Here is a 21433-nt window from a genome sequence, read left to right on the forward strand (position 1 = left end):
ACGAGTGGTCATCACGCCAGCCCTTCGGCCAGCGGGCCCAGTGCCAGGGCCGGGAAGTACGTCAGACCGGTGATGATCAGGATCGCGCCCACCAGCAGCCCGGTGAACAGCGGCTTCTCGGTGCGCAGGGTGCCCGCGGTCACCGGCACGGGTGTCTGCCCGGCGAGCGAGCCGGCCAGGGCCAGCACGAACACCATCGGAACGAAGCGGCCGAGGATCATCGCCAGACCGGTCGTCGTGTTGAACCAGTCGGTGTTCGCGTTGAGGCCGGCGAAGGCCGAGCCGTTGTTGTTCGAGGCGGACGTGAAGGCGTACAGGACCTCGGAGAACCCGTGCGCACCGGAGTTGAGCATCGAGTGCGGCGGGGTCGGCAGGGCCATGGAGGCCGCCGTGAAGATCAGCACCAGCGCCGGGGTGACGAGGATGTAGCAGGCCGCCAGCTTGATCTCGCGGGTGCCGATCTTCTTGCCCAGGTACTCGGGCGTACGGCCGACCATCAGGCCGGCGATGAACACCGCGATGACCGCCATGATCAGCATGCCGTAGAGGCCGGAGCCGGTGCCGCCGGGCGCGATCTCGCCCAGCATCATGCCGAGCATGGTGATGCCGCCGCCCAGCCCGGTGAAGGACGAGTGGAAGGAGTCCACCGCACCGGTCGAGGTCAGGGTCGTCGAGGTCGCGAAGATCGACGAGGCGCCGACGCCGAAGCGGACCTCCTTGCCCTCGTACGCCCCGCCGGCGATGTCGAACGCCGGGCCGTGGTGGGCGAACTCGGTCCACATCATCAGGGCGACGAAGCCGACCCAGATGGTGCCCATGGTCGCGAGGATCGCGTACCCCTGCTTCACGGAGCCGACCATGAGGCCGAAGGTGCGGGTCAGCGCGAACGGGATGACGAGGATCAGGAAGATCTCGAAGAGGTTCGAGAAGGGGGTGGGGTTCTCGAAGGGGTGGGCGCTGTTGGCGTTGAAGTAGCCGCCGCCATTGGTGCCGAGCTCCTTGATGGCCTCCTGCGAGGCGACCGCGCCGCCGTTCCACTGCTGCGAGCCGCCCATGAACTGCCCGACCTCATGGATGCCGGAGAAGTTCTGGATCGTCCCGCAGGCGACCAGCACGACCGCGGCGACGGCCGCCAGCGGCACGAGAACGCGAACGACACCCCGCACCAGGTCGGCCCAGAAGTTGCCGAGTTCACCCGCACGCGAGCGCGCGAAGCCGCGCACCAGAGCGACCGCGACGGCCATACCGACGGCCGCGGAGACGAAGTTCTGCACGGCCAGCCCGGCGGTCTGCACGACATGGCCCATGGCCTGCTCGCCGTAGTACGCCTGCCAGTTGGTGTTGGTCACGAAGGACGCGGCGGTGTTGAACGCCTGCGCGGGCTCGATCGAGGAGAAGCCGAGCGAGCCGGGCAGGACACCCTGGAGCCGCTGCAGCAGATACAGGAAGAGGACGCTGACCGCCGAGAAGGCGAGCACCCCGCGCAGATACGCCGACCAGCGCATCTCGGCGTCCGGGTTGGCACCGATGCCCTTGTAGATCCACTTCTCGACGCGCCAGTGCTTGTCGGAGGAGTAGACCTTGGCCATGTAGGTGCCGAGGGGAATGTAGGCGAGCGCCAGCGCGCCGATCAGGGCGAGCAGCTGGAGCACACCGGCGAGTACGGGACCCATGTCGTGGCTCAGAACCTCTCCGGGAAGATCAGGGCGAGGACGAGATAGCCCAGCAGGGCGACGGCCACGACCAGGCCGACTATGTTCTCGGCGGTCACAGCTTCGTCACCCCCTTGGCGACGAGGGCCACCAGCGCGAAGACCGCGATCGTGGTGAGGACGAAGGCCAAGTCGGCCATCGTGAACTCCTGGATGAGGTGCGGGAATCCGCAAGCGGATCGGACGCACTGAGCAAACCCTGTTCCTGGCCGGTTTCGAGCGCCGTTGACGGGTCCCTTACGGCGGTCCGCTCGCCTTTGACGAACCTCTTACGGCCCCTGAGCCCACCTGTGGCAAGGACCACAGGCCGGCGGGCACCTCACGGCATCAGGACAGCCGCAAGCGCTCGGCCTGGGGGTCGCTCCGCACGACCTCGTCGGACGCCGCCTCGTACTGCGACACTCCGGTGATCTTCTCGACCACGTCGAAGAGGGACGCGCGCGAGGAGGCCGAGGCCCGACCGCCGCCGAGCCGGTGGAACTCCAGCGCTCCCTGGACCTGGGGAAGCCCGCCTGACCGACTCCTGACGGAACTCGGCCGGCCTCGGCCTCGGTGCGAGCGCCCCCGGTGATCAAATTCGGGACGGCGTTCGATTCCAGCTGGCGGCCCGTCGCGCCATCACGTGCGCCCCGACCGTGGCAGCTGCGGCCAAGGTGAGGCCCTGCACGACGTCGCGTGGACCGGCCGGGCGCAGCACCCCAGCCCGCCGCAGCCGGCCGCGGGCCCAGAGCGTGAAGGGAATGACCACCGAAGGCGAGGTGGCCGAGCCCGGCGTGTATCCGCGGACCAGGGCGGCCTGCGCGAGGTGCACCAGGCCGTGCAGCCCAAATCCGTCGAGGGCCCGCTGGTAGAAGGCAGAGCGCCCGCCGGTGCGGTACCCGTCGGCCGCCGCTGCGGCCACGATGACGGCCATTCCGGCGACGGCGGTCGCGAACTCGCGCTCGTCGACGGACTCCAGGTGCCGCCATATCCGATCCGGTACCCGCGGAAATCGTCCCCGCAGTTCGGGCACCCGAGAACGTGCCCATCGCGGTACCAACAGCACTTCCTCCGCATCATGTGCTGCCCACGCGGCCAACAACCCCAAGGTCACGCCTGCACCGACGCCACTCCGCCCGCTCTCATGCCCGCTCATGGACGGGCAGTCTGTCAGCACACCTGCCTGCGGACGACCGCCGCCAGCCTGCGGCCCCAGGTCTGCGGGACACGACCCTTTTACTGTATGGCGCAGCGAACAACGCCCTGCCCGAAGGAACGCCATGCCCGACAGCCCCGCCCCGGCGCAGCCGCCGGGAACCAGCCGCAGCACGTCGGCGACCATCCCGCCGAACATCCTGCGCTGCCTCACCCCGGTCACCGACGGGTACGGCGTCGACCTCCGGCCGGAGCTCGGCCGGGTCGGGCTGGACGAGGCGATGATGGGCTCGGCGGCGCTGCGGGTCTCCTACCGCCAGGGCAGTGCCGTCATCCGGCGTGCGCTGGAGCTCACCGGTGACGCTCATCTGGGCCTGCGGGTGGGTGCCGCGCAGCATCTGACCTCCTGGGGTCTCCTGGGGTTCGCCCAGATGGCCGCCGAGACGCTGCGGGAGGCCATCGAGACGGGCGTGCGCTTCCAGAACCTGTCCGGGGCGATGGTGGTCTGGTCGGCCGGGTCGGAGGAGGCCGGCTACGCGCTACGGGCCGAACTACCCGATCCCGCCCTCGATCCGGCGGTCGCGGTCTTCCTGGCGGAGGAGGCGTTCGCCAGCGTCGTGGCCCTCACGCGGCTGAGTTCCGGGGAGGAATTCGCCCCGCAGAGCGTCGAGTTCGCCTTCCCCGCCCCCCACGACACCCGGCCGTTCACCGAGCTGTTCCGCTGCCCGGTACGGTTCCGCGCCGCGGGGAACCGCTTGATGTTCCCCACGGCATGGGCCGGACGGCCGATGCCGGGCCGCGACCCGGTCACCTACACCGCCGTCGTGGAGCTCCTGGAGGAGCAGGTGGCGTCCACGCGCGACCAGCAGGACCTGCTGGAGGTGCTGGAGATCTCCATCGCGCAGAGCCTGCCCGACGTGCCGTCCTTCGTCGAGCAGGCCCGACGGCACGCTTCCAGCGAGCGCACGCTGCGCCGTCGGCTGGCCGAGTGCGGCACCACGTACGAGGCGGTCGTCGACGGGGTGCGCCGCGAGCGGGTGGAGCAGCTGCTGCGCCGACCCGAGCTGACCCTGCGTGACATCGCCCGGCAGGCGGGCTTCTCCGACGTACGCGCACTGCGGCGCGCGGTGCACCGCTGGCACGGGACGACCCCGGCCCGGCTGCGCGGGGAGCCCGCGGCACAGTAGGCGGCGCAGCAGGACGAGACGAGCGCCCCACGCGCTACCGCTCACCGGCCAGCGGGCCACCAGGCCGCCGGGCCAACCGGTCAACGCGTGCGGATCCAGACGGTTTTCTCCCTCGTCCACTGCGCGAACGCGTCGGTGGACTTCTCCGCGCCGCCGAACCCCGACTGCTTCCACCCGCCGAAGGGGGTGCTGATATCGCCTTCGCTGTACGCGTTGACGGAGACCACCCCGGCCTCGATGCCCCGCGCGAGCCGGAGCGCGGCGTCGAGGTCGCGGGTCCACACCGAGGCGGCGAGCCCGTATTCGGTGGCGTTCGCCATCCGCACCGCCTCGTCCTGCGAGGTGAAGGTCTGGACGGTGACGACGGGACCGAACAGTTCCTTGGTGAGCACGTCACTGCCCGCCGGGGCCCGGCTGACCACGGTGGGCGGGTAGTAGGCACCACGTGGCGGCAGACCGTGCGGCAGCCCGCCGGTGTGGATCTGGGCTCCGGCGCTGCGGGCGGCGTCCACCGCCGCCGCGACCCGGTCGAAGGCGGCACGGCTGATGAGCGGCCCCACCTGGGTGCGTGCGTCGGCGGGATCACCGATGACGAGGTTCTTCGCGGCGGTGGTGAACCGGTACAGCACCTCCTCGGCGATGCTGTGGTGGACCAGGACCCGGGAGCCGGCGGTGCAGTTCTGACCCATGGTCAGGAACGCCGCCTCGATCATGTTGTCGATCAGTTCGTCGCCGTACTCCAGCGCGTCCGCCATCAGCACCTGGGGGCTCTTGCCGCCCATCTCCAGGGAGACCCGCTTGAAGTTGGTCTCCGCCGCGTCGGCCAGGACGCGGCGTCCGGTGGCGGTGGATCCGGTGAACGACAGGGCGCGTACCAGGGGGTTGCGGGCGAGCGCCGTACCGGTGACGGCGCCGTGGCCGGGCAGCACGGTGAGCACGCCGTCCGGCAGGCCCGCCTCGGCCGCCAGAGCGGCCAGGTGCAGGGTGGAGCGCGGGGTGGCCTCGGCGGGTTTGAGCAGCAGGGAGTTGCCCGCGGCCAGCGCGGGGCCGACCTTCCAGGCGGCCATGGCCAGCGGGTAGTTCCAGGGCAGGATCGCGGCGGCCACCCCGACCGGTTCCCGGCTCACCAGGCCCAGGCTGTCGTGACCGGTGGGGGCGACGCGGCCGAAGACCTTGTCGGCCGCCTCGGCGAACCAGCGGATCGACTCGATCGCCGAAGGCACGTCGCCGGTACGGCACTCCGTGATCGGTTTGCCCGCGTCCTCGCAGTCCAGGCGGGCCAGGAACCCGGCGTGGCGCTCCATGAGGTCGGCCAGGCGCAGCAGGACAGCGGCTCGCTCCCGCGGGGACCGGCCGGCCCAGACGCCGCTGTCGAAGACCTTGTGCGCCCGCTCGGCCGCCAGGACGACGTCCTGCTCGCTCGCCGCCTGTACGGTCGTGATCAGCTGACCCGTCGCGGGATTGACGACGTCGAGCGTCCCGTCGACATCCGTGATGTCCGTGCGGCTCACGCTTCCTCCACCAGTTCCCACCGGCCGCCGCCGACCTGGCGGGCCAGTCCCCGGCGGCGCAGGTCCTCCAGGTAGCGGGCCATGCCCCGCTCACCCCGCTTGCGGAACAGCGGGAAGAGCCTGGGCAGCAGATTCGGCGCCAGCATCGCGCACCGCACCAGCCGCGACTCGCCGGGCCGGACGTAGGACTCAAGGCGCGGTTTGTCCAGCAGGCTCACGACGGCCCGGACGACATCGGACGGCTGCTGCGGCGTGTCCTGGAACTGCATGGAGTTCCCGCCGTCCACGGCCTCCTGACGCAGCATCCGCGTGTCGGTCGCCGACGGCAGCACCGAACCGGCCTTGATGCCCTTGTCCCGCAGATCCAGCCCGATGGCGAGCATCGCGCCGCGCAGCCCGAACTTCGCGGCGGTGTAGATCGGGGTCTCCCCCAGCGGGAAGATGCCGCCGAGGGACACGGTCGTGACCACCCGGGGGTCGCCGGAGGCCCGCAGCAGCGGGACGGCGAGCCGGGTCGTGACCAGCGGGGCGGTCAGGTTGACGTCGATCTCCCGCTCGATGCTCTCGACGCTGCGCACATCGAACCGCTCGGCGCTGGTCATGCCCACGTTGTTCACCAGGACGTCGATACGGCCGTGGGTGGCGGCGATGCCGTCGAGCATCTGCTCCGTCGCGGCGCGGTCCAGCAGGTCGCAGCCCAGGCCGGTATGCCCGCTCCCGGGCAGATCGCCAGCGGTCCGCTTCGCCCGCGCCTCGTTGATGTCGACCACGACGAGGCGGGCACCGCCCGCGGCGAAACGGTGACACAGGGCGCTGCCGATGCCTCCGGCGCCGCCGGTCACCAGGATGACCTTGTCAAGGAAGTCGTACGTCATGACGCCACCGCCTCCTGTCGCGCGGACGTGGCCCGGGGCGGCAGGCCCGCGGTGCGCCAGCCCATCCCTTCGGCGACCTTGCCGAGGTACTTCACGAAGGCGTCGCTGTGCACGTAGCCGGTGTGGCGGGGCGAGTCGACGAACCTCAGTCCGCCGGACAGGTCCGGCCGGTCGCTGCGGATCATGCCGGCGAACCGCTCGGCGGTCGGCAGCCCGGCCCTCGCGTCCCGGATGAACGAGGCGATCAACTGAGCTTGGCTGTCGAAGAGTTGGTAGGCACCGGAGTTGGTCTCCACGAAACCGACGCCGAACAGGCCCTCGTGCTCGCGGGAGAAGGAGCACAGGTAGAGGTCGGGGTGCTGCTCGTCGCCGAAGTACTTCTGCACGACGGGGACTTTGTGGACGTATCCCGTGGCGAGGAGGATCAGGTCGAAGTCGTCGCTGGTGCCGTCGGTGAAGTGCACCGTGCGGCCTTCGGTGCGCGCGATGCCCGGCTTGGCCGTGATGTCTCCGTGCTGGAGGTGGTGGATCAGCAGCGAGTTGATGGCCGGGTGGGTCTCGAACAGTTTGTGGTCGGGCTTTTGCAGACCGAGCCTGCGCGGGTCGCCGTTGACGAGCCGCAGCAGACCGCCGAACACCTTCTGCTGCAGCCACATCGGCAGGTGGGGTCCGCCCGCGGCGATCGTGTCCACCGGCCGGCCGAACAGGTGCTTGGGGATGAACCAGTACCCACGGCGCATGCTGATCGCCGCGTGGTCGGCGGATCGCGCCGCGTCGCAGGCGATGTCCAGCCCGGAGTTCCCCGCACCCACCACCAGCACCCGCTTGCCCCGCAGTTCGGCGCTGCTGCGGTAGGTGACGGTGTGGCGGATCTCCCCGGTGAACTCGCCGGGCAGGTCAGGGACGTTGGGGTGCCACTGCGCCCCCGTGCACACGACGACCTGCCGGTGTGTGCCGGCCCGGCCGTCCGCCCGGGTGACCGTCCAGGTGCCGTCCGGGTTCTTCTCCACGCTGCGGACCTCGGTGCCGAACTCGATCCGGTCGCTGAGCCCGTACGCCTCCGCGAACGACGTCAGATAGGACAGGATCTGCCGGTGCGGCGGGTAGTCGGCGAAGTGGTCCGGCATCGGATAGCCGCCGAAGCCGGAGAGCGTCTTGCTGGAGATGAAGTGGGCCGACTCGTACATCGGGCTGCCCGGGTTGTCGATGTCCCACAGCCCGCCCGGCCCGGTGTGGCGCTCGATGTGCGTGTACGGCAGGTCCCGCTCGGCCAACGCCCTCGCCACCGCCAGCCCTGCGGGGCCCGCCCCGATCACACAGGTGTCGTACTGGTTCTCACTCACCAGCCGGCCTCCTTCCCGATGTCTCACGTGTTGTGGGGAACCTATGCACCGGGCGGTCGGCGGGAACTGACCCCTGCGGCCACAGAGGGGACCGCAGCGGCCAGCGGCAGGCCGCTGCTGCCCGGCCGCCGGGCCAGGACCCGACCGGCCGACTTGTTCGATGCATTCGGCGGCGCGGGCAGAATGAAGCGGTGCCGCCTTTCGATCACACCCGCTTCCGGTTGCCCCGTGGCGTCCGCGCCGACGCCGTGCTGGCCGTCGGGGTGTTCGTGTTGGTGGCCCTCGCGGAAGGGCAGCAACTGGGCCGGGGCGGGAACTCGACGTCCTCGCCGGCCGCGTCCTGGTTTCTGGTGACGGCGGTGTGCGGGGCGTTGCTGCTCCGGCGTCGGTATCCGGTGGCGGTGGGCTGGTTCACGGTGGCGGGCACGGGCGCCTACCACGTACTGAGCGCCGTGGACGGTCCGTTGGTCCTGGTCCCGGTCGTGGCGTTGTACGCCATCGCGGCCCGGGGCCGGACGCAGGCGGCCGTCGCCATGGCGGCGGCCATGGTGATCGGCGTGGGTGCGGGCACCCTCGTGACCACGAGCGATGTCACCGGTACGGCGGTCTTCATGCTCACCGGCTGGCTGGTCGCCGTCGTGGCCCTGGGCGTCGCGCGGCACGGCCGGGTGGCCTATGCCGAGGAGCAGGCGCGGCTGCGGACCGCCGAGGAGCGGCTGCGCATCGCGCGCGAAGTGCACGATGTGGTCGGGCACAACATCTCGATGATCAATGTGCAGGCGGGGGCGGCACTGCACCGACTGAAGAAGGACCCCGCGCAGGCCGAGGAGGCGCTCGGCGCGATCAAGGCGGCCAGCCGGGAGACGCTTCGGGAGCTTCGGGCCACGCTCGGTGTGCTGCGCCAGGTCGACGAGGAGGCGCCCACGGCACCCGCGCCGGGGCTGGCCCGGGTGGAGGAACTGGCGGCTTCGGCGGGCCTGTCGGGGCTCCGGGTGCGCATCGAGCGGACCGGGGCCGAGCGTTCGCTGTCCGCTCCGGTCGACCTGGCGGCGTACCGGATCGTGCAGGAGTCGCTGACCAACGCCGCCCGGCACAGTGGAGGCGGCGACGTCACGGTCCGGCTCGGCTACGGGGAGGAGGGGCTGGCCTTGGCGATCGAGGACGACGGCCGGGGTGCGGCGGCGGTCCGTCCGGCCGGGGCGGGCGGCGGTAGCGGGATCGCCGGCATGGCGGAGCGGGCGCGGGCACTGGGTGGCGAGCTGACCGCGGGCCCGCGGGCGGAGGGCGGCTTCGTGGTGCGGGCCCGGCTGCCATACGCAGTCACAGCAGAGCCGAGGGAGCGGAGAGACGGATGATCAGGGTTCTGCTGGCGGACGACCAGCGGCTGGTGAGGGCCGGGTTCCGGTCGATCCTGGAGGACGAGGACGACATCGAGGTGATCGGGGAGGCCGCGGACGGTCAGACCGCGGTCGAGGCCTGCCACGAGCTGCGGCCCGACGTGGTCCTGATGGACATCCGGATGCCGGGCACGGACGGTCTGGAAGCCGCCCGGCTGATCGCCGCGGACGAGCGGTTGGCGTCGGTGCGGGTGGTCATCCTGACGACCTTCGATCTGGACGAGTATGTGTACGGGGCGCTGCGCGCCGGGGCGACGGGCTTTCTGGTGAAGGACACCGAGCCGGAGGAACTGCCGCAGGCGGTGCGGGTGGCCGCCCGGGGCGATGCCCTGATCAGCCCGTCGGTCACCCGGCGGCTCATCGCCGAGTTCGCGGGGCGGGTGCAGGGCCCGAAGCGGGACGACGCCCGGCTCGATGCCCTCACCGACCGGGAGCGCGAGGTGATGCGGCTGGTGGCCGCGGGATGCACCAACGACGAGATCGCGGAGCGGCTGGTGCTGGCGCCGTCGACGGCGAAGACACATGTCAGCCGGATCATGACCAAGCTGGGGGCGCGGGACAGGTCGCAGGTCGTGGTGTTGGCGTACGAGTCAGGAATGGTCAGCCCGGGCTGGCTGGGGTAGCGGTCGGGCTCGGGAGGCGGCAGGCTCCTCGGAGAGCCGGCCGCATGGCCCTCCGCGACAACTCCTGGGGTACGACGCGGCAGCAGCTGCATCCCCTGGGGTACGCCCAAGTGTCGGCCGGGGGCGGACGCCCTCGATCCCACTGCGCGGGCACGCTCAGGGGCATGAATTCGCCCACCTTCCTCGCCCGGGCCGCTGCCGCCCACGTCGGCGCGCTGGTCGGGGCTGCCGCCGGAATCCTGCTGGTCACGGCGGCGCGGGCACTGGCCATCGGCATCGGGGGCGTTCTGATCGCCCTGGCGGTGGGCGTGCCCGCGCTGTGCGGCGCGGTGGTGGGCGTGGTTCTCAAGCCGGGCAACTCCCGATCGAATCCGAGGTAGCCACCCCTATGTCTCCCAACCGCGGCGCAGGCGCGCCCGTCGCACCGCCAGTTCCCCCGCTCGCACCGGACGGGCCGGACAAGCCGCCCGTCGGCCGGTTCGGAGCCCTGGCCGGCTGGGCGCAGCGTCACCGCTGGGTCGCCCTGCTGATCTGGGTGGCCGTCCTGGCGGCCGTCACTTCGGGTGCCGCGGCCGCCGGCTCCGCGTACAGGAACGACTTCTCCCTGCCGGGCACGGACTCCCAGAGCGCCACCGACCTGTTCAGCAAGCACGGGTCCGCCCAGGCCGGTGACAGCGTCGACATCGTGCTGAAGGACGGTCAGGGCCTCGACGGCCGCAAGGCCGCGGTCGAGGAGATGCTGGCCGAGGTGAAGCGGCTGCCGGGGGTCGCCGAGGTCCGCAGCCCGTACGCCGACGCCTCCGCCGTGTCCGAGGACGGGACGATCGGCTACGCCACCGTGACGCTCGACGGCAAGGCCGAGGCCGTACCCAAGGAGGAAGTGACCGCGATCATCGACACCGCCAAGGGCGCCGAGCAGGACGGGCTCCAGGTCGAGCTCGGCGGTGATGCCGTACGGGGCGCGGAGGACAAGGGAAGTCCCACCGCGGAGCTGGCGGGCATCGTGGCCGCCGTGGTCATCCTCGGGGTGCTGTTCGGCTCCCTGGTGGCGGCCGCCGTACCGCTGATCACCGCTCTCTTCGCGGTCGGTTCGGCTCTCGGCCTGATCGTCCTCGCCTCGCACCTCTTCACCATCGCCGACTTCACGCCACCCATCACGATGCTCGTCGGCCTCGGCGTCGGCGTCGACTACGCCCTGCTCATCTTCTACCGCTACCGGCACGAGCTCACCGCCGGAGCCGACCCGGCCGACGCCACCCGCAAAGCCCTGGACGCCGCCGGCCGCACCGTCTTCTTCGCCGGCTGCACCGTGATCATCGCCCTGCTCGGTCTGGTCGCGCTCGGCCTCGGCTCGCTCCAGGGCGTGGCCCTCGCTCTGGCACTGACCGTGCTGACCACGATGGCCGCCTCACTCGTCCTGCTGCCCGCACTCCTTGCACTCTTCGGCAAACGCATCCAGCGCCACGTGCTCGAGCACCGGGCCAGGACCGCGGCCACGGGCCGGACCGAAGGCCGCCGCTGGCGGGCCCTGGCCGCGGTCGTACAGCGCCGTCCGCTGCCGTCGCTCATGGTCGCCGTACTTGCCCTGCTGGCCCTGTCCGCACCGGCACTGGGCATGCGTCTCGGCTTCGCCGACGCCGGCAACGACCCGAGGACCGCCACCTCCAGGAAGGCGTACGACCTGCTCGCCGAGGGCTTCGGGCCGGGCTTCAACGGACCCCTGGTCGTCCTGGTACAGGGTGACGAGGCCGCAGGCAGGATCGTCCGGGCGAAGTTGGCCGAAGCCGGGGGCGTGGCCGCGGTCAGCCCCGCACTGCCCTCCGAGGACGGCGCTCTGTCCACCGTGATCGTCTATCCGAAGACGGCGCCGCAGGACGAGGGCACCACTGATCTCGTCCATCGCCTGCGTGCCGACGTGGCCCCGGATCTCGAGCGCGACACCGGCGCCGAGATCCTGGTCGGCGGTGCCACCGCCGCCTCCCAGGACTTCGCGGACACGGTCTCGAGGAGGCTGCCGTTGTTCGTCGCCGTCGTCGTAGGGCTGTCCTCACTGCTGCTGATGCTGGTCTTCCGGTCGCTGCTGATCCCCGTCAAGGCGGCCCTGTTGAACCTTCTCTCGATCACCGCCGCGCTCGGCGCGATGACCCTGGTGTTCCAGCACGGCTGGTTCGGAGTGCAGCCCGGGCCGATCGAAGCCTTCCTCCCTGTGCTGATCTTCGCGATCGTCTTCGGCCTTTCCATGGACTACGAGGTCTTCCTGGTCGGGCGGATCCATGAGGAGTGGGAGCGTACGCGGGACCACTCCCTCGCGGTCCGGGAAGGACTGGCCGCCACCGGCAAGGTGATCACGGCGGCCGGGGCGATCATGATCGTGGTGTTCGGTGCCTTCATGCTGAGCTCGGACCGGATGCTCCAGCAGTTCGGCCTCGGCCTCGCCGTGGCGATCCTGATGGACGCGCTGGTCATCCGTTGCCTGATCGTCCCGGCCGCCATGCAGCTGCTCGGCACCTGGGCCTGGTGGCTGCCCGCCCCCCTCGCCCGGCGGCTGCCCGAGGTGGCGCTCGAACGCCCCGCGGACAGCTGACGTCCAGCCGGGAAGAGCCCGCACGGACTCTCACGGCGTCGAGCCGTCGGACTACCCGACCGAAGGGCTCACCCGGTCTCGGCGGCGGAGGTGGACGCGAGCTCGCGCTCGGCGGATGCCTTCGCGCCGGCCACCGTCATCCTGAGCAGGGGCAGCGAGGCAAGGACGGTGCCGAGTGCCAGGACGAGGCCGAGCACATCGGCCCCGGCGGCGTCGAGGACGGCTCCCACGGCCAGCGGTCCGATGCCGGTGCCCAGGGCGCCCGCGCCGCTGAGGGAGGCGACCAGGCGTCCGGTCGGGTCGATGAGCGCCGCGGCGGCGAGCATCTGCACCAGGACGGCCAGTTGGGAGGCCTGCCAGAGGACGGCCGCGACGGTGAAGAGCACGGGGTCGTGGGTGAGGACGAGGGCCGCCATCGCGAGGGCCTGCGCCGTGACGAAGACGGCCATCGACCGCATGCGCCCGAAGCGCCGCGCCGCCATCGGCCCCACCGCCGCGCCGGCGAGCGCCACGATGCTGGAGATCGCGAGCACGGCCGATACGGCCGAGTGGGACATCCCGGTGTGCTGACGGCCCAGGACCGAGGCGTACGACCACGCGCCCTGGGTGACGGTCCACAGGAGCGCGGTCCCGAGGAGCAGAACCACCGTCGGCTCGGCGGTGGATGTCCCTCCCCCACCGGCGGAGGCGGCGTCCGGTGTCGCGGGACCGGCGGGGCCTTCCGGCAGTCGGCGTATCAGTGGCCAGGCGGCGAGACAGCACAGCGCCATGAGCAGGAAGCCGGTGCCCTCCCCGAGGTCGTGGTTGGCCGCGGGGACGCCCATGATCAGCAGGGCCGTCACGCCGACCACACCGCAGATCGTGACGGCGGACGCCTTGTCGGCGTCGTCGGTGGCGGCGAGTGCCGCCGTGGCCGCCGCGTAGACCGCGCCGAGCCCCGCACCGAGGACCAGGTTGGCCAGGACCAGGGTGACCGGTCCGGTGGCCGCCGTGGCTCCCAGGAAGCCGGCTCCCGCGAGGGCCAGACCGAAGCGCGTCATCAGGACCCGCCCCGGCCGCGCGGCCCGCTTGGCCAGCAGCAGCGTCACCACCGCCGTCGCCATCAGCTGGCTCGCGGCCACGAGCCCGGCGCCGGAGTCCGACAGCGCGAAGCGTGACGCGAAGTCGTCGACGAACACGGGCATCACGTTCGCGCCGCCGTTGCCGAGGGTGACTCCGGCGATGAGCGCCACCGCCACACCGAAGGTCAGGGCGGAGCCGCCCCGCGCGTTCACCGGCCGCTCCTCTGCGGGGAGTTGGGGACGACCACCGTTCCTCGGCGGAGCGCCGAGTGTGCAACAAGCATGAGAGCCTCACGAGTCAGGGGGCGCGAGCCGGATTCGAAGAAGTTTCGAAGAAGCGGAAGGCGGGGGGGCGGTCAGCCGGCCCAGACGTCTTCCACGTAGTGGCCGGATTCGGTGAGGGCGGCCAGCCAGGCGGTGGCCTCCTCGTCGCCGGCGCCGGTGTTCTTGCGGTAGATCGCCATGAACGCCTCCCGTACCGCCGGGGCCATGCGGCGGCCGTCTCCGCAGACGTGGACGCGTCCGCCGGCCTCCAGTACCGCCCAGACCTCGTCGCTCTCCTTGGCGATGCGGTCCTGGACGAAGCGGGCCCCGTCCTCGGGCGCGCAGGAGAAGGTGGGCCGCATGCTGACGGCTCCGGCCGCCTCGGCCGCTTCGAACTCCGCGCGGTGGAGGTAGTCGACGTCGGGGTGGTCGCAGCCGAAGTAGCACAGCAGCGTTCCGGTGGACCGGGTGTGGTGGCGGTCGAGGACCGCGCCGCGGAACGGCGCCAGACCCGTGCCCGCGCTGACCAGAATCACCGGCACCGACTCGTCCTGCGGCAGGCGGAAGGCCTCACTGCAGGGCAGCACGCGGGCCTGGACGGTGTCGCCGGCGTGCACGGTCTGGAGGTAGTGCGAGGCAATGCCGTGGAACGTGCCCTCGCCGCCGCGGTGGGGCGCGGCGAGCAGCGACACCATCAGGTCCACCTCGCCGGGTGCCGCTTCGGCGGACGAGGAGATGGAGTAGTGGCGCGGGCGCAGGACGGGCAGCAGCTCCAGGAAGCGTTCGAAGGGCAGCTCGCAGGCGCGGTAGCGCTCCAGCAGGTCCAGGACGCTGCGTCCGGCGGCGGTCACCTGCTCGCGGAAGGCCTCCGGGTCCAGCGCCGCGAGTTCGGCCAGGGGCCGCTTCTCGGGCGGGCAGGCGGTGTGCTCGGCGAGCACGGCGACCTGCTCCTGGGTGGCGGCATCCTGCAGTTCCACGAAGTCGGTGAGCAGGCGGCGCAGCGTCAGCGGCCGGTCGACGGGCAGGGCGCCCCGGCTGCGGCGACGGGCGCGCAGGCGCACGGTGCGGTCCAGATCGAGGCCGAAGCGGTCGGCCACCCGCTGCACGAGGCGTTCCGGGTTGCTCGGGAGCACGGCCAGGTGGTCGCCGGTGCGGTAGGTGACGCCCTCGGGCAGCCGCAGCCTCAGGAAGCGCTTGGAGCGGCCCAACCCGTGGCTCATGTCGACCAGTTCGTGCGCGTCGAGCACCTCCATCGGCTGCACGCCGTGCCGTGCCGCGAGGCCGCCGATGACCGAGTCGGTCGCGTCTTCCAGTTCGTACAGTCCCGTCTCCTGGTCGGCAGCCGGCCCGTCCTCCTGCGCTTCTGCTGCGGCTCCGTACCGCTCCAGCAGCGCGGTCCACAGGTCACCGGTCCACCGGTCCACCGTGCCGGCGAAGTCTCCGGCGGCGTCCGCGGCGCCGCGCCCCAGCAGTGCGGTGGCGCCCGCGGCGCCGAGCCGCTCGTCGATGAGGGTGGGGACGCGCTGGTAGGTGGCGGCCCAGTTGCGGTCGCCGACGCCGAGGACGGCGTACTGCAGGCCGTCGAGCGCGCCGGGCTGCAGGCCCTCCAGCCATGCGACGAATTCCGTGGCGTCGTCGGTGGGCCTGCCGTTGTAGGAGGCGGCCACGATCACCACCGGTCCGTCACCCGCGGAGAGTTTGCCCACGGCGTCGTTGAGGGCAGCGACGGACGGGACGAAGCCGCGCTCGTCGCCGTCCGCCGCCAGGTCGCGGGCGATGCCCGCGCAGGTGCCGAGGTTGGAGCCGTGCAGGACGGTCAGCGCGGTGCCGGTGGCGCGTCGGACGGCGGGGCGGTCCTGGCCGGCGGGAGCGCTGCTCGCGGCGACGGCCGCGGCGGTGGGCAGGCGGCGCTCCCCGCCGGTGCGCCGGGCCAGGTTCAGCGTGAACGCGTCGGGCTTGAGGGTGAGGGACTGCTTGATCTTCAGTTGATAGTCGGTGTGGTCGATCAGGCGGTAGCGGTGGATCACCAGCGCGAGGACCAGCGTCGCCTCGTGCAGCGCGAACTGGCGGCCGATGCAGGCGCGTTCGCCGCTGCCGAACGGCTTGAACAGGTGGACCGGCCGCTCCTCCTCGCGCTCGGGCAGGAACCGGTCCGGGTCGAACAGCTCGACGTTGTCACCCCAGGCGGGGTCCCGGTGCAGCTGCGGGATGAGCACCTGGATCGACTCGCCCTTGCGCACCGCGTACTTCCCGCCGATGACGGTGTCCTCCAGCGGCTCCACGGCGTACGCGGGGGCCGTCGGCCACAGCCGCAGACCCTCGTTGAGCACCTGGCGGACGTACGTCAGCTTGCCGATGTCCCCGTAGTCCGGCTCGGGAGCGTCCGAGTCGCCCCACAGCGCGTCGACCTCCGCCTGGGCGCGGGCGAGGACCTCGGGGTGCTTGGTCAGGTAGTAGAGGGCGAAGGACAGGGCCCCGCTGGTGGTCTCGTGACCGGCGATGAGGAACGTGATCGCCTGGTAGCGGATGTTGATGTCGTCCAGGGGCTCGCCCGTGACCGCGTCACGGGTGTGCAGCATGCGCCCGAGCAGATCGTCGGTGCTCGGGTCTCCGGAGGCCCGGCGCTCACGGATCACGTCGTCGACCAGATCCTTCATCAGGGTCACGTCGGCGCGGAACTGCTCGGCCTGCTTCCACTTGAACAGTTCCGTGCCGGGGATGGACTCCCCCTTGGCCTGGGCGAAGCCGAGCGCTCGCGAGAGGGCGGTGACGAAGGGGTGGGGCTCCTGGCGGCTGAAGGACTCGAAGTCGTAGCCGAAGCCGCACAGTCCGATCGTGTCGAAGGTCAGCCGCGTCATGTCGCCGGACACGTCCACGGGCTCCGTGCCGACCGCCCGGTCCCACTTGCCGATCAGCTCCCGGGCCACTTTGAGCATCGTCGCGTGGTAGCCGCGCATCGCACCGAGTGAGAAGGCCGGCATCAGGATGTCGTGCGCCTTGCGCCAGTTGGGCTCGTCGTTGAACGCGGTGAAGAGCCCGTCGCCACCGATCTCCCGGAGGATCACGAGGTCGGGGTGCACGTTCTTGCGGAACCGGCTCTCGTCGGCCAGCTCGGTGACCAGGTCGAGGCCGGAGGCGAAGTTGATCTCGTTGCCGAAGACGCGGAGCTTGAACAGCGGCCCCAGCTCCCTGGCCTCCTTCATCACGTAGAGCAGGCCGTCGGCGCCACTGGGGATGTCGAACGCGTGGCCGACCAGGGGCAGGGCGGGACGCTGGGGGATCGGCTCGGTTCCGCGCACGGTCTCGTGAGTCATGAGCTTGCCTTTCGTTCGGCACAGGCTGTCGCTGGCCAGAACCATACAAGCGACTTTGTCACTCGACAATGTCGAGCGATCGTGTTGGGCGACACAGTCGATCGACGGAACCTTCGAGGGCCTTCAAACGTCCAGCCGCGCCGGGGCCGGGGCAGATTTAGTCGAGCGACCTGATCGAGGGACTGAGTCGCATAAGATGCCGTCATGGCTCATGTATCCGCGGCGGAGCGCCGCCCCCAGCTGATCAAGGCGGCCATCGAGCTGATGGCCAGGGAGGGCGTCGCCGCCGGCAGCACCCGCGCCATCGCGGCGGAGCTCGGTGTCGCCCAGGCGACCGTGCACTACACCTTCGGCACGAAGGAAGAGCTCTACCGGGCCGTGATGGAGCAGCTCACCCAGGACCTGGTCGCCCAGGTGGAGCAGGCCGCGCCCACGGCAGCGGGCTTCGAGGACACGATCGTCGCGCTCGCCGAGGCACTCTGGCGCACCGTGCTCGAACAGCCCGCGTCCTACCAGCTCCTCACGGAGCTCTCCCTGTTCGCTCTGCGCACGCCCCATCTCCAGGAGGCTTTGCACAGCCACTACAGCGGCATCTTGACGGTGACGGCGACCCTGATCAGCGAAGCCGCCGAACGCACCGGTCACCAGCTCGCCCAGCCCGCCGAGACGATCGCGAGGTTCTTCCTCGCGGGCTTCGACGGCCTGACGATGCAGCGCCTCTCACTGCCGGACGAGGAGGCCGAAGGCGTCTGCCTGCGGGCGCTGATCTCCGCGGTCCTGGCCATGGCCTGAGGTCGCCGCGCAGCCGGCAGGAAGGTCAGCAGAGGGGTCGGCCTGGGTGAGCAGGTCTGCGCGGCGCGAAGCAGAGCACCTGGGGCGCCGCCCGGTGACCGGGACCCATGGTCGGGGCGCTGCGCGACCGGCTTCGGCCCGGCCGGGACGCCACTGGAGGACCACCGGAACGTCGACGCCAGTGCGCCACCGCCGGCGCGGCGCGGAGCAATTGACGGCCGGCAGCGAGGAATCCGCCAAGGGCAACACAGCGGCCAAGGCCGTCGACGGCTCCACCGCCACCCGCTGGTGCGCGAGCGACGGCACCACGGGTCAGTGGCTGAAGGTGGACCTGGGCTCGGAGCGGTCGCTGACCGGAACCCGTGTCGTCTGGCAGTCCCCGGCCACCAACTACCGCTACCGGATCGAGGGTTCCACCGACAACGCAGGCTGGACCACGCTGGCCGACCTGACCGCCACCACCGGCACCAGTCAGGTGCAGGTCTCCGTCTTCCGCGCCCAGGCACGGTATGTACGGGTGACGGTCACCGGGCTGCCCTCCGGGGGCTGGGCCTCGATCCGCAGCTTCGAGGTCTACGACCGTCCCTTCAGCGCGGACGCCGGGACCGTCCGGCTGGTGAACCGCAGGAGCGGCAAGGTGCTGGACGTCGGCGGCGCCTCGACCGCCGACGGGGGCGCCGTCATCCAGTGGCCGTGGAGCGGTGGTACCAACCAGCAGTGGAAGCTCCTGCCCAACACCGACGGCTCCTACCGGCTGTCCAACGTCCGCAGCGGCGAAGTTTTGCAGAGCCCGGGCGGCTCCGCCCAGGGCGACGGGCTGGACCAGTGGACCGACGGCGGCGGCGACAACCAGTCGTGGAAGCTGGTGCCCTCGCCGACCAGCGGCTACTACCAGCTCGTCAACGTCCGCACCGGCTGGTGCGCCGACGTCAAGGACGCCGCCACCACGGACGGCACCCCGGTCATCCAGTGGCCCGCCTCCGGCGGCTCCGACCAGGACTGGCAGATCCTGGCGCCGTGAGCGGCCGGGACGCTCAGTGAGGCAGTGATTGCTCGGCCCAGATCGTCTTGCCGACGGCGGTGTGGCGGCTGCCCCAGCGGTCGGCGATCTGGGCGACGAGCAGCAGTCCGCGTCCGCCCTCGTCGAAGACGCGGGCCCGCCGAAGGTGCGGGGCCGTGCTGCTGCCGTCGGAGACCTCGCAGCTGAGGACGTCGGAGCGGATGAGGCGCAGCTCGATCGGGGCGTTGCCGTACCGGATGGCGTTGGTGACCAGTTCGCTGACGATCAGCTCGGTGGGGAACTCCAGCTCGGCCAGCCCCCAGGCGGCCAGCTGTTCGCTCGCCATGCGGCGGGCCCCGGCGACGGCCGCCGGATCGACGGGCAGCTGCCACGTGCGGACCTGGTCCGCGCCGAGACCGGCGGTGCGGGCCAGCAGCAGGACGATGTCGTCGGCCGGCGGGTCGGGCCGTACCTTGCGCATCACCTCGTCGCAGGCTTCCTCCAGGCCGGCGGACGGGCGCCGCAGCGCTTCGGTCAGCAGCTCCAGTCCGACGTCGATGTCCCGGCCCGGGGCCTCGATCAGGCCGTCGGTGTAGAGGGCGAGCAGGCTGCCCTCGACCACGTCGATCCGGGCGGCCTCGAAGGGCAGTCCGCCCAGGCCGAGCGGTGGTCCGGCAGGCAGGTCCAGGACATGGACGGTGCCGTCGGGGTTCACCAGCACGGGCGGCGGGTGCCCGGCCCGGGCCATGTCGCACCGGCCGGCGACGGGGTCGTAGACGGCGTAGAGGCAGGTGGCACCGACCTCTCCCGAGGCCTCCTCCGCCTGACCTCGGGTGTCGGGGCCTTCCTCCCGGTCCAGGCGGATGACCAGGTCGTCCAGCCGGGTGAGCAGCTCGTCGGGCGCGAAGTCGGCGTCGGCGAGGGTCCGTACCGCGGTGCGCAGGCGGCCCATCGTGGCCGAGGCGTGCACGCCGTGGCCCACGACATCGCCCACCACCAGCGCGACCCGGCCCCCGGACAGCGCGATGACGTCGAACCAGTCGCCGCCTATCTCGTCCCCCGGACCGGCGGGCAAGTACCGGTGGGCCAGGTCCACCGCCTGGGCTCGTGGCAGCCGCTCGGGCAGCAGGCTGCGCTGGAGGGTGAGCGCGGTGTGGCGCTCGCGGGTGTAGCGGCGGGCGTTGTCGATGCTGACCGCGGCCCTGGCGGCGATCTCCTCGGCGAGCACGAGATCGTCCTCGCCGAACGTGTCGGCGGTGCGGTGCCGCAGCAGGTGCATCACGCCCAGGGTGACGCCCCGGGCGCGCAGCGGCACCATCATCACCGAATGGATCCTGAACCGCCGCATGCTCTCGGCACGGGCAGGAGAGGCCGTCGACCACTCGCGCAGCCGCGGGTCGCCCGCCCGGTAGTAGGCACCCCGGCCGGTGATCAGCGCCTGTGCCGGGGGTGAGCCGGGAGGGTAGACGTCGACATCGCCCGCCCGGACCGCGGATTCCGGGCAGCCCGAGAGCACCGACCGTTGCGCGGTACGACGGCACTGCACCGGGGTGTCCGGCGGTACGGGTTGCGGCTCGTGGCCCTGGACGACCGACTCCAGCAGGTCCACGGTGACGAAGTCGGCGAAACCGTCCACCGCCACCTCGGCCAGTTCCTCGGTCGTCCGGGTCACGTCCAGGGTGGCGCCGATGCGCGAGCCGGCCTCGTTGAGCACGGCCAGGCGGCGCCGGGCCCAGTACTGCTCGGTGATGTCGATCACCAGCGCCGACAGTCCCAGCACCGTGCCCGCCCGGTCCTTCAGCGGGGACAGATACACCGACCACGCGTGATCGCGGACCTCACCGGAGGCCCGGAAGGGCTGCTCCTCGCGGAAGACCATCTCACCCGTGCGCACCACCTGCCGCTGGAGGCGGTCGATCTCGTCCAGAGGCGGGACGGGATAGATCTCCCACAGCGTCAGGCCCCGCATCTCCTCCTGCGTCAGCCCCATGGCACGGCTCATCACCTGGTTGCAGGCCACGAACCGCGCCTCATGGTCGTATATGGCCACGGGCACCGGGAGCTGCGCGAGCGTGAGGTCCCACAGCTGCGCCGTCCCCGTATCGGCCGGCGCGGCGGCGTATGTCGTCGCCGCCGGGGTGACCACCCATGGAGTCCCGCCGTCCGCGTCCGCCAGCGGCGTGCCCCGAAGCTGCACCTTGACACGGTCTCCGTCCCGTTTCCGCAGCGACACATCGCTCGTCCACGGCTCCCTGGCGGCCAGGTGGCGTCGCAGCGCGGTGGGCAGCTTCGCGGCGAGCAGGTACGCGGCCGGCCGGCCGACCACCTCCTCGGACCCGTATCCGAGCAGGCGCCCCGCTCCCGCGCTCCACGCCATGACGGCTCCGCGGGCGTCGATGACGACGGCGAAGTCCTCGGGCGCTCCCGCGTCCCGCTCTCCTGTGGTCGTGTCGGGTTCGTTGTCCATGAGGCACCCCGACCTCGTTCGGGCAGCCGCTCAGCCGGGGGCTGCGTCGCCCCTCACGGGCTCTGCCTCCAGCATCCCGCCACCGCACACCCCCCTCAAGCGGCCGCACCCCGCACGCGGGCGGCGCATGCGGACAGCGGACGCCGGCTCCGGCCGACCCGTACATCTTC

Annotated in this window: 16 protein-coding genes; 7 read left to right on the plus strand and 9 right to left on the minus strand. The window is 71.6% G+C overall.

The window, feature by feature from the left end; all coding sequences use genetic code 11:
- Positions 1-11: 11 nt before the first annotated feature.
- The 3 genes from kdpA to ACIBU0_RS01970 form a co-directional block, all read right to left on the minus strand.
- Entirely contained in the window at positions 12-1673 is a 1662-nt protein-coding gene (kdpA, locus tag ACIBU0_RS01960; RefSeq protein ID WP_398810178.1) for a potassium-transporting ATPase subunit KdpA, read from the minus strand.
- An 8-nt stretch (positions 1674-1681) separates the two neighbouring features.
- Positions 1682-1771 carry a K(+)-transporting ATPase subunit F gene (gene kdpF, locus ACIBU0_RS01965; protein ID WP_016434100.1) on the minus strand — a complete coding sequence of 30 codons (90 nt, stop codon included), beginning with the start codon at positions 1769-1771 and terminating at the stop codon, positions 1682-1684.
- A 511-nt stretch (positions 1772-2282) separates the two neighbouring features.
- Complete coding sequence (locus ACIBU0_RS01970; RefSeq protein ID WP_398810182.1) at positions 2283-2846, minus strand: HXXEE domain-containing protein; 564 nt, start codon at positions 2844-2846, stop codon at positions 2283-2285.
- A gap of 124 nt (positions 2847-2970) precedes the next feature.
- Between ACIBU0_RS01970 and ACIBU0_RS01975 the strand changes: the two genes are divergently transcribed.
- A complete protein-coding gene (locus tag ACIBU0_RS01975; protein ID WP_398810185.1) occupies positions 2971-4032 on the plus strand; it encodes an AraC family transcriptional regulator in 1062 nt (353 codons plus the stop codon).
- Between the two features lie 80 nt (positions 4033-4112).
- Here the strand turns inward: ACIBU0_RS01975 and ACIBU0_RS01980 are convergent, their stop codons facing one another.
- Genes ACIBU0_RS01980 through ACIBU0_RS01990 form a run of 3 tightly spaced genes read right to left on the minus strand, consistent with a single transcriptional unit; the run spans position 4113 to position 7761 of the window.
- Positions 4113-5543 (minus strand): aldehyde dehydrogenase family protein, encoded by a 1431-nt coding sequence (locus ACIBU0_RS01980; RefSeq protein ID WP_398810188.1) that lies wholly within the window; start codon positions 5541-5543, stop codon positions 4113-4115.
- Positions 5540-6418 (minus strand): SDR family NAD(P)-dependent oxidoreductase, encoded by an 879-nt coding sequence (locus ACIBU0_RS01985; protein WP_398810190.1) that lies wholly within the window; start codon positions 6416-6418, stop codon positions 5540-5542. Before ACIBU0_RS01985 ends, ACIBU0_RS01980 begins: the two co-directional genes overlap by 4 nt.
- Positions 6415-7761 carry a flavin-containing monooxygenase gene (locus ACIBU0_RS01990; protein ID WP_398810193.1) on the minus strand — a complete coding sequence of 449 codons (1347 nt, stop codon included), beginning with the start codon at positions 7759-7761 and terminating at the stop codon, positions 6415-6417. Before ACIBU0_RS01990 ends, ACIBU0_RS01985 begins: the two co-directional genes overlap by 4 nt.
- 191 nt (positions 7762-7952) lie before the next feature.
- Here ACIBU0_RS01990 and ACIBU0_RS01995 point away from each other — a divergent pair, with 191 nt between their 5' ends.
- The 4 genes from ACIBU0_RS01995 (at position 7953) to ACIBU0_RS02010 (ending at position 12365) form a co-directional block, all read left to right on the plus strand.
- Positions 7953-9116: a sensor histidine kinase gene (locus ACIBU0_RS01995; protein ID WP_398810196.1), complete on the plus strand. Its 1164-nt coding sequence runs from the start codon at positions 7953-7955 to the stop codon at positions 9114-9116.
- Complete coding sequence (locus ACIBU0_RS02000; protein ID WP_398810199.1) at positions 9113-9781, plus strand: response regulator; 669 nt, start codon at positions 9113-9115, stop codon at positions 9779-9781. The genes ACIBU0_RS01995 and ACIBU0_RS02000 overlap by 4 nt, the downstream gene beginning before the upstream one ends.
- A 164-nt stretch (positions 9782-9945) precedes the next feature.
- A complete protein-coding gene (locus ACIBU0_RS02005) occupies positions 9946-10161 on the plus strand; it encodes a hypothetical protein (protein WP_398810202.1) in 216 nt (71 codons plus the stop codon).
- Between the two features lie 8 nt (positions 10162-10169).
- The gene (locus ACIBU0_RS02010; RefSeq protein ID WP_398810205.1) at positions 10170-12365 is read left to right on the plus strand and encodes an MMPL family transporter; all 2196 of its coding nucleotides are present in this window, start codon (positions 10170-10172) and stop codon (positions 12363-12365) included.
- A 68-nt stretch (positions 12366-12433) separates the two neighbouring features.
- Here the strand turns inward: ACIBU0_RS02010 and ACIBU0_RS02015 are convergent, their stop codons facing one another.
- Positions 12434-13639 carry an MFS transporter gene (locus ACIBU0_RS02015; protein ID WP_398810208.1) on the minus strand — a complete coding sequence of 402 codons (1206 nt, stop codon included), beginning with the start codon at positions 13637-13639 and terminating at the stop codon, positions 12434-12436.
- Between the two features lie 143 nt (positions 13640-13782).
- Complete coding sequence (locus tag ACIBU0_RS02020) at positions 13783-17004, minus strand: bifunctional cytochrome P450/NADPH--P450 reductase (protein WP_398810211.1); 3222 nt, start codon at positions 17002-17004, stop codon at positions 13783-13785.
- Between the two features lie 204 nt (positions 17005-17208).
- Here ACIBU0_RS02020 and ACIBU0_RS02025 point away from each other — a divergent pair, with 204 nt between their 5' ends.
- Positions 17209-17796, plus strand: coding sequence for a TetR/AcrR family transcriptional regulator (locus tag ACIBU0_RS02025; RefSeq protein ID WP_398810214.1), 588 nt, complete (start codon positions 17209-17211; stop codon positions 17794-17796).
- A gap of 181 nt (positions 17797-17977) precedes the next feature.
- A complete protein-coding gene (locus tag ACIBU0_RS02030) occupies positions 17978-18817 on the plus strand; it encodes an RICIN domain-containing protein (RefSeq protein WP_398810217.1) in 840 nt (279 codons plus the stop codon).
- 13 nt (positions 18818-18830) lie between these two features.
- On the opposite strand, the gene ACIBU0_RS02035 is transcribed toward ACIBU0_RS02030, so the two are convergent.
- Positions 18831-21263 (minus strand): SpoIIE family protein phosphatase, encoded by a 2433-nt coding sequence (locus ACIBU0_RS02035; RefSeq protein ID WP_398810220.1) that lies wholly within the window; start codon positions 21261-21263, stop codon positions 18831-18833.
- Between the last annotated feature and the right edge of the window lie 170 nt (positions 21264-21433).

It is taken from the genome of Streptomyces sp. NPDC049627, from assembly GCF_044465645.1.
Taxonomy (GTDB): Bacteria; Actinomycetota; Actinomycetes; order Streptomycetales; family Streptomycetaceae; genus Streptomyces.